This is a genomic window from Streptosporangium sp. NPDC020072, from assembly GCF_040631445.1.
GTDB lineage: Bacteria > Actinomycetota > Actinomycetes > Streptosporangiales > Streptosporangiaceae > Streptosporangium.
This window is the reverse complement of record NZ_JBEYAB010000017.1, coordinates 1-13,994: the sequence shown is the minus strand read 5'-3', so window position 1 is coordinate 13,994 and position 13,994 is coordinate 1. Positions and strand designations below refer to the sequence as shown.

The 13,994-nt window shown below is 72.6% G+C and carries 13 protein-coding genes; 11 read left to right on the top strand and 2 right to left on the bottom strand.

The genetic code is table 11. The annotated features are described in order from the left end of the window. The first annotated feature begins 6 nt into the window (after positions 1-6). The 4 genes from ABZ470_RS34240 to ABZ470_RS34225 all read left to right on the top strand — a co-directional run bounded on the left by ABZ470_RS34240 (position 7) and on the right by ABZ470_RS34225 (position 3,860). Complete coding sequence (locus ABZ470_RS34240; protein WP_362916616.1) at positions 7-1,710, top strand: AMP-binding protein; 1,704 nt, start codon at positions 7-9, stop codon at positions 1,708-1,710. Positions 1,711-1,923: 213 nt separating this feature from the next. Further along, positions 1,924-2,262: a hypothetical protein gene (locus tag ABZ470_RS34235; RefSeq protein ID WP_352009422.1), complete on the top strand. Its 339-nt coding sequence runs from the start codon at positions 1,924-1,926 to the stop codon at positions 2,260-2,262. Further along, positions 2,259-2,552 (top strand): hypothetical protein, encoded by a 294-nt coding sequence (locus tag ABZ470_RS34230; protein WP_352009423.1) that lies wholly within the window; start codon positions 2,259-2,261, stop codon positions 2,550-2,552. The genes ABZ470_RS34235 and ABZ470_RS34230 overlap by 4 nt, the downstream gene beginning before the upstream one ends. Before the next feature lie 105 nt (positions 2,553-2,657). Next, positions 2,658-3,860, top strand: a complete 1,203-nt coding sequence (locus tag ABZ470_RS34225) for a cysteine desulfurase-like protein (RefSeq protein WP_362916614.1) — start codon at positions 2,658-2,660, stop codon at positions 3,858-3,860. A gap of 4 nt (positions 3,861-3,864) precedes the next feature. On the opposite strand, the gene ABZ470_RS34220 is transcribed toward ABZ470_RS34225, so the two are convergent. Then, complete coding sequence (locus ABZ470_RS34220) at positions 3,865-4,284, bottom strand: hypothetical protein (protein WP_352009425.1); 420 nt, start codon at positions 4,282-4,284, stop codon at positions 3,865-3,867. Between the two features lie 177 nt (positions 4,285-4,461). Between ABZ470_RS34220 and ABZ470_RS34215 the strand changes: the two genes are divergently transcribed. From ABZ470_RS34215 to ABZ470_RS34185, 7 genes are all read left to right on the top strand, one after another. Beyond that, positions 4,462-5,406, top strand: a complete 945-nt coding sequence (locus ABZ470_RS34215) for a LysR family transcriptional regulator (RefSeq protein WP_362771915.1) — start codon at positions 4,462-4,464, stop codon at positions 5,404-5,406. 244 nt (positions 5,407-5,650) lie between these two features. After that, positions 5,651-7,375, top strand: a complete 1,725-nt coding sequence (locus tag ABZ470_RS34210) for an ABC transporter substrate-binding protein (RefSeq protein ID WP_362916612.1) — start codon at positions 5,651-5,653, stop codon at positions 7,373-7,375. 5 nt (positions 7,376-7,380) lie between these two features. Next, a complete protein-coding gene (locus tag ABZ470_RS34205; protein WP_362916610.1) occupies positions 7,381-8,319 on the top strand; it encodes an ABC transporter permease in 939 nt (312 codons plus the stop codon). Beyond that, complete coding sequence (locus ABZ470_RS34200; RefSeq protein WP_362916608.1) at positions 8,316-9,152, top strand: ABC transporter permease; 837 nt, start codon at positions 8,316-8,318, stop codon at positions 9,150-9,152. The genes ABZ470_RS34205 and ABZ470_RS34200 overlap by 4 nt, the downstream gene beginning before the upstream one ends. Beyond that, positions 9,149-11,005 carry an ABC transporter ATP-binding protein gene (locus tag ABZ470_RS34195; protein WP_362916605.1) on the top strand — a complete coding sequence of 619 codons (1,857 nt, stop codon included), beginning with the start codon at positions 9,149-9,151 and terminating at the stop codon, positions 11,003-11,005. The genes ABZ470_RS34200 and ABZ470_RS34195 overlap by 4 nt, the downstream gene beginning before the upstream one ends. A gap of 9 nt (positions 11,006-11,014) precedes the next feature. Continuing rightward, positions 11,015-11,830 (top strand): SDR family oxidoreductase, encoded by an 816-nt coding sequence (locus ABZ470_RS34190; RefSeq protein WP_352009431.1) that lies wholly within the window; start codon positions 11,015-11,017, stop codon positions 11,828-11,830. A 38-nt stretch (positions 11,831-11,868) separates the two neighbouring features. Next, positions 11,869-12,276, top strand: a complete 408-nt coding sequence (locus tag ABZ470_RS34185; RefSeq protein WP_352009432.1) for an ester cyclase — start codon at positions 11,869-11,871, stop codon at positions 12,274-12,276. A 57-nt stretch (positions 12,277-12,333) separates the two neighbouring features. On the opposite strand, the gene ABZ470_RS34180 is transcribed toward ABZ470_RS34185, so the two are convergent. Continuing rightward, positions 12,334-13,994: thioesterase domain-containing protein (locus tag ABZ470_RS34180; protein ID WP_362916602.1), on the bottom strand; the 1,661-nt coding region annotated here is incomplete at its 5' end.

Here is a 13,994-nt window from a genome sequence, read left to right as displayed (position 1 = left end):
CGTGCGATGGGGAAAAGCGGTAACACGGAGATCTATCGTCAGGCGCGTGACCTGCTGCTGGGATGCGGCGGGGAGCACGCGGAGGCGGTGCGGCGCTTCACCTGGCCCCGGTTCGAGGGCCCCTTCAACTGGGCGGTCGACTGGTTCGACGCGATCGCGCGCGGCAACGGCCGTACGGCGTTGTGGATCGTCGAGGAGGACGGTTCCGAGGCCCGCTACACCTTCGACGAGATGGCCCGGCGTTCCGACCGGGTCGCGGCGTTCCTGGCGGCCCAGGGGGTTCGCCGGGGGGAGCGCGTCATGCTCATGCTCGACAACCAGATCGAGCTGTGGGAGTCGATGCTGGCGGTGATGAAGCTGGGCGCGGTGATCCTGCCCGCGACCACCGCGCTCGGCCCGGGCGACCTGCCCGACCGCATCGGCAGGGGCGGAGCCCGGTACGTGATCGCCAACGCCGCCGACACCCCCAAGTTCGACGGGATCGAGGGGACCTACGTCAGGATCTGCGCCGACGGCGCCCCGGCGGGCTGGGTGCCCTACCGTGACGCCCACACCCTCGACGCACCCCCGGCGGCGCATCCGGGCACCATGCCGGACGACCCGCTGTTGCTGTACTTCACCTCGGGTACCACGAGCAGGCCGAAGCTGGTCGAGCACACCCAGGTCTCCTATCCGGTCGGCCACCTGACGACGGCCTACTGGATCGGCGTGCGGCCGGGGGACGTGCACCTGAACATCAGCTCCCCCGGGTGGGCCAAGCACGCCTGGAGCTGCTTCTTCGCGCCCTGGATCGCCGAGGCGACGATCTTCGTGCACAACTACGGCAGGTTCGACGCGGGCGCGCTGCTCGCGCAGATCCGCAGGGCGGAGGTGACGACGTTCTGCGCACCGCCGACCGTCTGGCGGATGCTGATAAAAGCTGATTTGTCGGGCGGGCCGGGGCGGCTGCGGGAGGTGGTCTCCGCCGGGGAACCGCTGAACCCCGAGGTGATCGAGCAGGTCCGCGGCCACTGGGGGCTGACGATCCGCGACGGTTTCGGGCAGACCGAGACCACGCTCTCGGTCGGCAACGTGCCCGGCGAACCGGTCAAGCCCGGCTCGATGGGGCTGCCCATGCCCGGAGTCCCGGTGGTTCTGGTCGATCCCGTCACCGGCGAGCGCGCCCAGGAGGGGGAGATCTGCGTCGACCTGGGCGAGCGGCCCGTCTCGCTGATGGCCGGTTACCGGGGCGACGAGACGCGCAACGCCGAGGCCATGGCGGGCGGCTACTACCACACCGGAGACGTCGCCTCCCGCGACGCGGACGGCTACATCTTCTACGTCGGCCGCACCGACGACGTGTTCAAGGCCTCCGACTACAAGATCTCCCCCTTCGAGCTGGAGAGCGTGCTCATCGAGCATCCGGCCGTCGCCGAGGCCGCCGTGGTGCCCGCGCCCGACGAGCTGCGCCTGGCCGTGCCGAAGGCCTACGTCACGCTGGCGGCCGGGTGGGAGCCGGACAGGGAGACCGCGCTGGCCATCCTGCGTCACGCCCGCGAGCGGCTGGCGCCGTACCAGCGGGTACGGCGCCTGGAGTTCTCCGGGCTGCCGAAGACGGTCTCCGGCAAGATCCGCCGTGTGGAGCTGAGGGGACGCGCGGAACGGGACGCGGCCGAGGGCGGCTCCTCCGGCGAGTGGCGCGACGACCAGTTCCCCGAACTGCGTTCCTGAGGCCCGCCGTACCCCGCCCCGGCGACGGTGAGGGTGACCGGGACGGTGACCGGGAGTGGACAAACATGTCACCCGTTCACGAACAGTGCCTGGTCCGGGGGCGTGGGGCGGACGGGACCGTCCGCCCCACGCCCCGGCTGCCACCCGGCACGGACGGTCGCGCGACCTCTCTGAGGAAGTCGGTGGTTTCTTCGGCGGAGGTGGGAGCGCGCGGTGAACGGACGAACGACGGACGAGCGAACGGCGGGCAACGTGGCGGCGGCGCGGGAGCTGGCCCTGCGGCTGCCGAACTGGACGATCTGGTACGGCCTGCACACCCACAGCTTCTGGGCGATGCCCACGGCGGGACACCTGGCCGCCACACCCCACGTCGAGGCCTCGACCCCGCAGGAGCTGGAGAGCACGGTCAGGCACATGGAGTACCTCGCCGCGCGGGCCGCCTCTCCCGGACCCGAGGCGCCGTACGGCGGGCGCCACGCGGAGCACATCCCTTTCCATGGGGAGCCGAGGGACAGGCCACCGAGTCAGGCACCGGCGCGGGCGGCGCGGTGAGGGCCGAGCGGGCGCTGGCCGACCTGCGGCGGGAGCTGCGCGCGGCCGGGGTCGAGACCGAGGAGCACGACGTGTTCGCGACGAGCTCCGGCGATCCGATGCTCAGCCTCGCCCCGGGGCTGATCGTGTGGGCCGGGCCTGAGTGGTTCCGGTGGGTCGGGGAACGCGACCGGTGGAGGTACCACACGACCGGAGACCCGGCGGGGGCCGCCAGGCTGATCCGCCGCTTCCACGACAGGCTGCGGCGTGACCGGCCCGAGGAGGCACACGTACGGCACGAGCATCCCTGACCCGGGGCCCCAGGTGAGGAGTCGGAGACGGCCGTCCGGGGAAGTCTGTCCGGGGGGCCGGTCCACACGGCGGCCGGCTGTCCGAGGAACGAGCCTGGAGGCCCTGTGGCATACGACGTGACGGCGGTACGGGCGCACTTCCCCGCGCTGGCGGAGGGGGCGGCGCACTTCGACGGGCCGGGCGGTTCGCAGACCCCCGGTGTGGTCGCCGAGGCGGTGGCCGGGACGCTGCGCTCCGCCGTCGCCAACCGGGGAGTCATGACCGCGGCCGAGCGCCGCGCCGACGCGATCGTGACCGGCGCCCGCCGGGCGATGGCCGACCTGCTCGCGGCCACGCCGGAGGGCGTCGTCTTCGGCCGCAGCATGACGCAGCTGACCTACGACATGGCCCGCGCGCTGGCCAAGGAGTGGCGTCCCGGCGACGAGGTCGTGGTCACCACACTCGACCACGACGCCAACATCCGGCCCTGGGAGCAGGCCGCCCTGGCGCGCGGCGTCACGGTTCGCCGCGCCGACTTCGACCCGGACAGCGGGGAACTGCCCGTCGCCGCGGTCGCGGACCTGCTCACCGAGCGCACCAGGCTCGTCGCCGTCACGGCCGCGTCGAACCTGCTGGGCACCTGTCCCGACGTCGCGGCGATCGCCGCGCGGGCGCACGAGGCCGGGGCGCTGGTCTACGTGGACGGGGTGCACCTGACGCCGCACAGTCTGATCGACGTGGGGGCGCTCGGCGCCGACTTCTACGCCTGCTCGCCGTACAAGTTCCTCGGCCCGCACCTGGGCGTGCTCGCCGCGGACCCGGCGCTGCTTGAGACGATCAACCCCGACAAGCTGCTGCCCGCCAGTGATGCCGTGCCCGAGCGGTTCGAGCTGGGCACACTGCCGTACGAGCTGCTGGCGGGCACGACGGCGGCGGTCGGCTTCCTGGCGGACCTCGTGCCGGGCGAGGGGGACAGGCGCGCGCGGCTCGCCCGCTCGATGGCCGCGCTCGAAGGGCACGAACGGGCCATGCTCGACCGGCTTGAGGCGGGCCTGGCCGAGATCGGCGGGGTGCGGACGTACGGCGCGCCGGGGCGCGAGCGCACCCCGACCACGTTGTTCACCGTCGGCGGGGTCACGCCCGCCGACACCTACCGGCTGCTGGGCGAACGCGGGGTCAACGCGCCCGCCAGCTCCTTCTACGCGCTGGAGTGCTCCCGCAGGCTCGGCCTGGGGGACACGGGCGCGGTGCGCGCCGGGATCGCCCCCTACACCGACGAGCAGGACGTCGACCGGCTGCTGAAGGGCGTGCGCGAACTGGCCGGGTGAGCTCTCAGGCGGCCGTCCCGGCGGGTTGCGCGCGCCGGGCGGTCGTCTCACGTACGGCGACGAACGCCAGCAGGGCGATGCTGCCCAGGTCGAAGACGATGCTCACCGTCGACAGGCCGGGCCGGGCCGCCGGGTTGAGGAAGGTGAGCCCGAGGAAGGCGGCCTTGGCGAGGATCGCGGCCAGGCACGCGGCCAGCCGGACGGGCGGGGACAGGACGGCCCACAGCAGGGCGGCGCCCAGCAGGAGCTGGAGCACGCCGCGGTGCTGCAGCAGCGCCAGCACCATGGGATCGGGGTCGGTCACGCCGTAGGTCGACCCCAGCATGGACGGGTTGACCAGGGCGAACACGGGGAGCGTGGTGACCAGGCCCGTCACCGCGAGGGCGGCGCGGGCCGCGATCTCGCCGGGTGGTGTCGAGGACATGCGGCGGGCTCCAATCCATCAGCTTAGTTGATCGTCAGCGTAGCTGACGGATTTCCTCTCTTTCAAGGCCGCCTCCGCGCGGCTCGTGCGCCCGCGTTTCGGCCGTTCAGGCGGGTTCCGGACCCAACAACCAACATTCTAGGTAGATAAAGTGGGTTTTCGGTTTATCATGGGAACATGGGAGCATTGCTCGATCTTGTGCAACTGCGTACTTTTGTTGCCATCGCGGAGTGTGGCGGCTTCGGCCGGGCGGCGTCCGCGCTGCGGACGAGCCAGCCCACGGTGAGCCAGCACGTGCGGTCTCTGGAACGTGTCGTCGGACGTCCGCTGGTCGAACGGGCCGGCAGGCTGACCAGGTTCACCGCGGCCGGCGAGGCGCTGCTGGCCGAGGCGCGGCGACTCCTCGCCGCGCACGACGAGGCGATGTGCAGGCTCGGGGCGGAGCCGGTTCCGACGCTGACCGTCGGGGCCGTCGAGCACGCGGCCTCCCCGGTCCTGCCCGACCTGCTCACCGTCCTGATGTCCGCCCTGCCGGGACGCGACGTGGTGTTCCGGCTGGACCGCAGCACGGTCCTCGCCGAGGCGACGCTGCGCGGGACGGTGGACATGGCGCTGATCCTCGGCGCGGTCGCCAACGTGGGAGGGACGGAGGTCGGCTCCCTGCCGCTGCGCTGGCTGGCCGCGCCGGACTGGGTTCCGCCCGCGCCCGGCGCGCCGCTGCCGCTCGTCGCCTTCCAGGAGCCCTGCGGGCTGCGCCAGCAGGCCGTGGGCGCGCTGGAGAGACTCGGCTGGATCGTGCGGATCACCACCGAGGCGGCCAATCTGGAGGGCGTCCTCACCGCGGTCAGGGCGCGGCTCGGCGTCGCCCTGATGCCGACCGCGTGCGGCGTCCCGCCGGGACTTGAGGAGGTCCGCCAGCTGCCCCCGCAGGGCACACTCGGGCTGCGCCTGCTCAGCAGGCAGGGACTCGATCCGGCGATCGAGGCGTACGCGGGCGACACCCTGCGCGCCTTCTTCGCCGAGGTCCCGCCCTCCCGGCCGTTTCTCACCGGCCTTCCCGGTGGAGAGCGGCAGCGTCGCGACCAATACAAGACCAGCCATCCGATAAGCAATTCAAATTGACATCGATTGGCAAGGTGAATTGCTTGGCGAATATTCATGAAAGGTGGCCTGAAATGCTCGGACGTCATTGACGTAAATCGCCTGACATGGTGTGATCGCTGTGCGGCCCTGATGTTTGTCCGGGGCCGGGGAGAATGATTTATTTCCACGGAGGGTGCGTTTTCCGGCCATTCGGCTCACCCGCCGATGGCATGTCCGCCCCTTCTCGCGCACGCGTTCCACGCCCCAGAAGAAGGCCACGCCGATGACACCGAGCGATGACCCGGCCACCAGAGCCACCCCGATCCCCGGCCGCAGGCGGGGCGCCCTGCGCTCCCGGCGCCCCGTCGTCCTGATCGCCTGTCTGGCCACGGCCGTCGTCGCAGGCGCCGTCGCCGTCTCCGTGATGACAGGAGGCGCTGACCGGCCGGTGGCGCGGGCCGTCGCGGGCCCCTCGGGCGCGCCCGTCGCGGGCGGCACCCTCACCTACGCGATCGCGGGCACCCAGGTATCGCTGGACCCGGCCGTCGCGGCCACCGCGGTGACCGGTCTCATCGACCGCAACGTCTTCGACTCCCTGGTGGCGCAGACCGGCCCGGACAGCTTCGGTCCCTGGCTGGCCAAGGAGTGGACGGTCTCCAAGGACGGCAAGGTCTACACCTTCACCCTCCGCGAGGGCGTCACCTTCCACGACGGCACCCCGCTCACCGCGGCGGCGGTCAAGGCCTCCCTCGACCACGTGGTCGACCCCGGGACGAAGTCGGCCTACGCGGCCTCGCTGATCGCCCCGTACCGGAAGGCGCGCGTGGTGAGCGACCTGGTCGTCGAGGTGACGCTCTCCCGGCCCTTCACCCCCTTCCTGCAGGCGCTCTCCGTGCCCTACCTGGGCATCCAGAGCCCGGCCGCGCTCGCCAAGCCGGTCTCCGAGTACCGGCCGGTCGGCACCGGCCCCTTCTCCTACGTCTCCTGGGAGAAGGACAGGCGCGTCACCCTCAGGCGCAACCCCGGCTACACCGCGACCCCCGCGGGAGCCTCCCACCAGGGAGCCGCCTACCTCGACGGCCTGGTCTTCGAGTTCGTCTCCGAGGACGCCACGCGGTACGGCGCGCTGACCAGCGGCCAGGCACAGGCCATGGCGGGTGTGCCGCCCGTCAACGCCGACAGGCTGAAGACGCTGCCCGGGTTCACGCTGAACGCCCAGGAGACACCCGGCCTCAACTACAACCTCTACCTCAACCAGACCCGGGGGCCGCTGCGCGACGTGCGGGTCCGCCGCGCCCTGTCCGCCTCGGTCAACGTCGACCAGCTGGTCAGGAGCGTCTACTTCGGCCACTACAGGGCGGCGCGCAACCCGCTCAGCGCGGTGACCGCCGCCTACGACGCGGGCGCCGAGAGCGAACTGGCCTCCTACGACCCCAAGGAGGCGGCCAGGCTCCTGGACGAGGCGGGCTGGAAGGAGACCGACAAGGACGGCTACCGCGTCAAGGACGGCGAACGGCTCACCCTCGTGTGGCCCTTCTGGGCCGAGGGGAACAAGGACCAGCGCGACGTCCTGGCCGAGGGCGTCCAGGCACAGGCCAAACTCGCCGGCATCGAGATCCGGCGGCCACCCGTCGACACCGGCGCCTACGTGAGCGAGTACCTCATCGGCGGCGGCTACGACCTGATCGACGTCAGCTTCGCCAGGCCGACCCCCGACGTGCTGAGATTCGCCTTCGCCTCGGGCAACACCTACGCCAAGGCGGGCGGCAACGTCGCTCTCGTCGACTCACCCGAGATCGACGAACGGGTCGAGGAGGCGGCCGAGACCTCGGACCCGGAGACGGCCAGGCGCGACTACGCGGCCGTGCAGAAGGAGGTCCTCAGGCAGGCCTACGTGCTACCCCTCTACACGCCGGTGCAACTCGTCGGCCTGTCGGGGCGGGTGCGCGGCGTCGCCTTCGACGCGCAGACCTACCCCGTCTTCCACGGCGCCTGGCTGGGGGCCTGATCCCCATGCCGCCGCTGGCACGCCGGCTGGCACGCAGGCTCGCGCTCACCCTGTTCGTGCTGTGGGGGACGGCGACACTGGCCTTCATCGGCATGCGGCTCGTGCCCGGAGACCCCGCCCACGTCATCGCGGGCGGGGTCCAGGCGAACGCCACCCCCGAGGTGCTGGAGACGATCCGCGCCCGGTACGGCCTGCACGACCCCCTGCCCGTCCAGTACGCGATCTTCATCGGCAGGCTGGCCCGCGCCGACCTCGGCGAGTCCTACCAGCTCAACCAGCCGGTGAGCGCGGTGATCCTGGAACAGCTCGGCGCGACCGTCGCCCTGGCCACCGGCGCCGCGGTCCTCGGCTTCACCCTGGCGGTGACCCTGGCCCTGTTCACCGCGGGACGCCCCAGAGCCGGGGCCGTCTCCCGCGTCCTGGAGTTCTGCGCCGTCTCGACCCCCAACTTCTGGAGCGGCATCCTGCTGCTCGGCGCCTTCTCCTTCACCCTCCACTGGTTCCCCGTACTCGGCGAGGACGGCCCCCGCGCGCTCGTGCTGCCGTGGATCACCCTCGCGCTGCCCATCGCGGGCGTGCTCGCGCAGATCACCAGGGAGGGCGTCGAACGCGCCCTCGGACAGCCCTTCGCCCTGACCGCCAGGTCAAGGGGCGCCACGGAGAACCGCATCCGGCTGCGGCACGCGCTGCGGCACGCCGCACTGCCCGTCCTCACCCTGTCGGGCTGGGCCCTCGGCGAACTCCTCGCCGGAGTCGTGGTCGTCGAGACGGTCTTCGCCCGCCAGGGACTCGGCCAGGTCATCGTCTCGGCGGTCAACGGCAGGGACTTCCCCGTGGTGACCGGCGTCGTCGTGCTCGCGGCCCTCACCTTCTCAGTGATCAACACCGGCCTCGACCTGCTCTACCGGGTGGTCGACCCCCGCGTACGGCAGGCCACCCCGTGACCGCCCCCACGCTCGTGCCGTGCCGGGGAACGCGCCCGCGGCCAGGACTGTGGGCGGCCTGCGCGTTCCTCGCCCTCGTCTGCTGCGCCGCGTTGTTCCCCGCGCTGTTCGCCGGGGCACCCGACCAGGTGGACGCGACCGCCGCCCTGCGAGGCCCCGGCGCCGGGCACCCGTTCGGCACCGACCAGCTCGGCCGCGACGTGTTCGCCCGTGTCGTGTACGGCGCCCGCGCCTCGCTGTTCGTCGGCCTGGGCTCCACACTGCTCGCCGGAGCCGCAGGCTCGGCGTGGGGACTGCTGGCCGCGCTCGGCGGACGGGTCGCCGGTGAGGTGGCCATGCGCCTGGCCGACATCCTGCTGGCCTTCCCCGGCGTCCTCACGGCGCTGCTCGTGGTCGCCGTCCTCGGCCCCGGCACCCGCAACGCCACCCTGGCCATCACCGTCGCCCTGGCCCCCGGCTTCGCCCGCGTCGTCAGGGTCCAGGCCCTCCTCGTGCGGAACTCCGCCTACGTCAGGGCCGCGACCAACCTGGGACTGCGACCCCGCCGCGTTCTGCGCAGGCACATCGTGCCGAACACGCTGGCGCCGCTGCTGATCCTGGCGACGCTGAACGTCGGCACCGCCGTCATCGCCGGAGCCTCCCTCAGCTTCCTGGGCCTCGGCCCACGGCCACCGGCCCCCGAATGGGGCGCCATGCTCGCCCAGGCCCGTAACTACCTCGACGTCTCCTGGACCCTCGCCCTCTTCCCCGGCGCCGCCATCACCCTGACCGTCATGTCCGCCACGGCCGTGGGGCGCGCCCTGCAGGCCCGCTACGAGAGGCGGGAGCCGTGACGCGGGAGGAACCGCTGGTCGTCGTGGACGGGCTCTCCGTCGACTTCACCACCCGGCACGGCGTCGTGCGCGCCGTACGGGACGTCGGCCTGACGCTGCGCGCGGGCGAGTGCCTGGCCGTGGTCGGCGAGTCGGGCTCCGGCAAGAGCGTCACCGCCCGCGCGCTGCTCGGCCTGGCCGGGCAGGGCGCCGACGTCCGCGCGCGCACCCTGTCCTTCGCGGGACACGACCTGATCGGGCTGGGCGGACGGCAGTGGCGGCGGCTGCGCGGACGGCGGATCGGCTACGTCCTGCAGGACGCGCTGACCTCCCTCGACCCGCTGCGCAGGGTCGGCTACGAGGTCGCCGAACCCCTTGAGGTACACGGCCTGGCCACCCGTGACGACCTCGACGACCAGGTCGTCGCGCTGCTGTCCGAGGTGGGCGTCCCCGACCCCGAGGTCCGCCTCCTGCAGTACCCCCACGAACTGTCCGGTGGCCTGCGGCAGCGCGCCCTGATCGCCTCCGCCGTCGCGGCCCGCCCCCGGCTGCTGATCGCCGACGAGCCGACGACCGCCCTCGACGTCACCGTCCAGGCCCAGGTCCTCGACGTGCTGGCCGCCAGGAGGGACGCGGGTACGGCACTGCTGCTGATCAGCCACGACTTGGCGGTCGTCGCCAGGCTCGCCGGCCACGTCGCCGTCCTCTACGCGGGAACGGTCGTCGAACAGGGGCCCGCGGCCGGCCTGCTCACGGCGCCCGCCCACCCCTACACGGCCGACCTGCTCGCCGCGGTGCCCTCCGTCGACGGCCCGGTGCCCGACCTGTCCGGGCTCCGCTCCGCACCCGCCGCCCAGGAGGGCTGCCCCTACGCGCCCCGCTGCCCGCTGGCCGACGACCGCTGCCGTGAACGGCCGCCCGAGGCGCTGCCGTACGGGACGGACCGGGTGGTGCGCTGCTGGTATCCGGGGACAGTGCCCGCGACCGCGTCCAGGAAGCGCGCCGCGGGCCCCGCCGCGCCGACGCGGGCCGAGACGGTCCTCACCGTCCGGGGGGTCGTCAAACGCTTCCGTTCACCCGGCGGCTCCCACCGCACCGCGGTCGACGACGTGTCGTTCGACCTGGCCGCGGGGGAGGCGCTGGGGATCGTCGGGGAGTCGGGTTCGGGCAAGAGCACGACCGCCAGGATCGTCATGGCCGAGTTCGAACCCGACGCCGGATCGGTGCTTCTGCACGGCCGGCCCTGGAGCGGCCTGAAGGAACGGGACCGCCGCGCCCGGCGCTCCCGCATCCAGCTCGTCGACCAGGACCCGCTGAGCTCCTTCGACCCCCGCCACACCGTTGAGGAGATCGTCGCGGAGGCGCTGCCCCGCGCTCGGAAAGGCGTCGTACGTGAACGCGTCGCCGAGTTGCTCGGGCAGGTCGGGCTCGATCCCGCCGTTCTTCGCAGACGGCCCGGCCGGCTGTCCGGCGGTCAGCGGCAGCGCGTGGCCATCGCGCGGGCGCTCGCCCCCGCCCCCGACGTGCTCGTCTGCGACGAACCGGTCTCCGCGCTCGACGTCACCGTGCAGGCGCAGATCCTGACGCTGCTCACCCGGCTCAGACACGAGGCCGGGGTCTCACTGCTGTTCATCTCGCACGACCTGGGCGTCATCCGCCAGGTGTGCGACCGGGTGGCGGTCATGAAGGACGGCAAGGTGGTCGAAACCGGACAGGTCGAGGCCGTCTTCCGTGCTCCACAGGCCGCCTACACCCGGGCGTTGCTCGCCGCCGTGCCACGGATCGGCCCCGGCCCCGTACGGCACACCCGCGTTTCCCAGAACCCGGAACCGCGCGACCCGCGGCCGGGAGACCCGTCCCCGTCACGGACCTGAAAGGCCGACATGACCCCAACCACCCCTGAACCACGCCCTGAGGGCCTCTACCCGGGCTGGACCCCGGCGCCGCGATCCGTCGTCGTGACGGGCGCCGCCTCGGGCATCGGCCGGGCGACCGTGGAACTGTTCGCCGAACGGGGAGTCGGCGTCGTCGCCGTCGACCACGACGAGTGGAGCCTCAAGGAGATCGCCCGCCTCGACCGGGTCGTCCCCCTCGTCGGCGACGTGTCCACGGAGGCCGCCAACCGGAAGGCGGTCGCGCTGGCCGTCGAGGAGTTCGGCGGGCTCGACGCCGTCGTGCTCAACGCCGGGATCGGCGGCACCCGTCCCTTCGAGGCGCCCGGCGCGGTCGAGGCCGCCGAACGCATCCTCTCCGTCAACCTGCGCGGCCCCGTCCTGGGCATCCGGGCAGCGGCACCCGTGCTGCGCGAGGGAGGCGGCGGCTCCATCGTGGTGACCGCCTCCGTCGCCGGCCTGCGCGCAGACCCGGGCAACTGGGCCTACAACGCCTCGAAGGGCGCCGTCATCAACCTGGTACGGGCCGCCGCCATCGACTACGCCGTCCAGGGCATCCGGGTCAACGCCCTGGCCCCCGGCCTCACCTGGACCCGGATCAACGAGGGGGTACGGCAGAACCCGGCCTTCGCGGCGGAGATCGAGAGGCGCATCCCGCTGCAGCGCTTCGGAGAACCCCGCGAACAGGCCGAGGTCGTCTGGTTCCTGACCTCCCCGGCCGCCTCCTACGTCACCGGGACGACGCTGGTCGCCGACGGCGGCCTCGACGCGAGCCTGGGAGTCCTCCCGCTGCCCGGCGTCCGGTGACCCCCGTTCCCCACACCTCAACGGAAAAGGAGTCAACGATGAGCACCACGGAGACCAACCGCGCGGTGGCGCGACGCTTCTACGAGGAGGTCGTGTCCAAGGGCCGCCTGGAGGTCCTCGACGAGATCGTCGCCGAGGACGGCACCGACGCCGCGGGACCCGCGCTGGGCGGCGGCGGGCGCGCCGGTTTCGTCCAGCACATCACCTGGCTGCGCCAGGCGGTCGAAGGCGTGACGGCCACGGTGACCGACACCGTCGCCGAGAACGACAGGGTCGTCGTCTACTGGACCATCGAAGGGGTGCAGCGCGGCGAGGTGTTCGGCGCCCCGCCGAGCGGACGCCGTTTCGTCGGCCAGAGCATCAGCACCATCAGGTTCCGTGACGGCCAGATCATCGAGTACGAGGTCCTGCCCGACCGTCTCGGCATCGTGCAGCAGCTCGTCTGAGCGCCCGCCCGCCGCCCGCTCCGGGAGTCCGGAGCGGGCGGCGGTGTCATGCGACCGTCACACCAGCCCGTCGACCCACGACCTGATCGCCTGGGCGGTGGTGTCCGAACGCTCCTCAAGAGTGGTGAAGTGGTCGCCGGGGATGTCGGTCGACTCGTGCGCCACCGGCCAGTACGCCCGCCAGTCCAGCCGGCCCTCGGGATCGACCGTCGTGCCGCGCAACGGCTCCGTCGCCCGCAGCAGCAGGATCGGCGTCTGGACCGGCTTCGGCTGCCAGCCGACGAAGAGCCGGTTGTAGAGACCCATCGTGGTCAGCCTGTCGTCGTGCAACATCATGTCGAACCGGTCGATCCGGTCGAGCATCCCGCCGATCATGCCGCCCAGCCACCACTCCATGCCCTCCTGGCCCGCCGCGTCGATCGGATAGCTGTCGATCAGCGCGAGCCCGGCAGGCCTCAGCCCCTGGTCCTCAAGCGCGACGGCGACCGCGTGCGCGACACAGCCACCCATCGAACGGCCGACGATCACGAAGGGCTCGTCCTCGCCGACGCAGGCACGCAGACCCTCCACGTTCATCTGGACCAGCGTCTCCAGCGAGTCGGGCAGCGCCTCGGCCTCCCCGTCGGTGAATCCGGGAGACGGTACGACGTGGACGTTCCGCTCCCCCCTGAAGACCTGGCCGAACCGCGAGTACTCGTGCGGTCCGGAGATCGCGCTGAGCGCGGGGAAACACACCAGGGACACCCGCCTGGGGCCGGTGGCCAACCTGATCGGGGGCCGCGCGTACCGCTCACGTTCGGCGGCGCCGAACTGGCCGCGCACGTACGAGACCGCGAGCAGCAACTCGGCCGCCTGCAGGTGTTTGCCCGTCTCGTGCATCCGCCGGTGGATCGCGGCCAGTCCGCCGCCCGCCCCGCTCACCCCGGTACGGCCTGGCCGTACCTCCCTGGCCGTTTCCCCCAGCTCACGGTCGAGCAGGTCGGCGATGGCCTGGGGGGTGGGGTGGTCGAAGGTGAGGGTCGCCGGTAGGCGGAGTCCGGTGGCGGTGCTGAGGCGGTTGCGCAGTTCGACGGAGGTCAGCGAGTCGAGACCCAGCTCGATGAGCGCGCGGTCAGCGGGAATGGTGCCCGGCGCCGGATGGTCGAGCACCGTGCCGACCTCACCGCGGACCAGTTCGAGCAGGGCCTCGGCGCGCGCCTCACGGTCGAGCCCGGCCAGCCTGCCCGCCAGCGACGCCGCCCCGCCCCCGGCTCCCGCACGGGTCCGTGCGCTCGGCCGGGCGGCCCGGACGAGTCCGCGCAGGAGCGGTGCGGGCGTTCCCTCCACGGTCGGCGCCAGCAGCGCGGGCACCACGACCGAGCCTCGCGCCCGCCCGGAGACGGCGGCGTCGAACAGCGCGAGCGCCTGCTCGGTGGGCAGCGACCGCAGCCCGGTGCGCGCGATGCGTGCCTGGTCCGCCGAGCTCAACCGGGCGGTGATGTCGCTTTCCTGTTGCCAGAGTCCCCAGGCGAGGGAGGTGGTTGTGGGGTGGTTGGTGGCGAGGGCGTCGAGGTAGGTGTTGGCGGCGGTGTAGGCGGCTTGGGCGGCTCCGCCGAGGAGGCCGGAGATGGAGGAGAACAGGACGATGGTGGGGGGGTTGTGGCGGGTGAGGTCGTGTAGGAGGTGGGCGCCGTCGATTTTGGGGGTGAGGACGGGGTGGAGTCGTTGGGGGGTGAGGG

Excerpts from the sequence above, each read along its gene's own strand:
- ABZ470_RS34215 (WP_362771915.1), top strand. The coding sequence starts at position 4,462 with ATGGGAGCATTGCTCGATCTTGTGCAACTGCGTACTTTTGTTGCCATC.
- ABZ470_RS34190 (WP_352009431.1), top strand. The coding sequence starts at position 11,015 with ATGACCCCAACCACCCCTGAACCACGCCCTGAGGGCCTCTACCCGGGC.
- ABZ470_RS34185 (WP_352009432.1), top strand. The coding sequence starts at position 11,869 with ATGAGCACCACGGAGACCAACCGCGCGGTGGCGCGACGCTTCTACGAG.
- ABZ470_RS34205 (WP_362916610.1), top strand. The coding sequence starts at position 7,381 with ATGCCGCCGCTGGCACGCCGGCTGGCACGCAGGCTCGCGCTCACCCTG.
- ABZ470_RS34240 (WP_362916616.1), top strand. The coding sequence starts at position 7 with ATGGGGAAAAGCGGTAACACGGAGATCTATCGTCAGGCGCGTGACCTG.
- ABZ470_RS34210 (WP_362916612.1), top strand. The coding sequence starts at position 5,651 with ATGACACCGAGCGATGACCCGGCCACCAGAGCCACCCCGATCCCCGGC.
- ABZ470_RS34220 (WP_352009425.1), bottom strand. The coding sequence starts at position 4,284 with ATGTCCTCGACACCACCCGGCGAGATCGCGGCCCGCGCCGCCCTCGCG.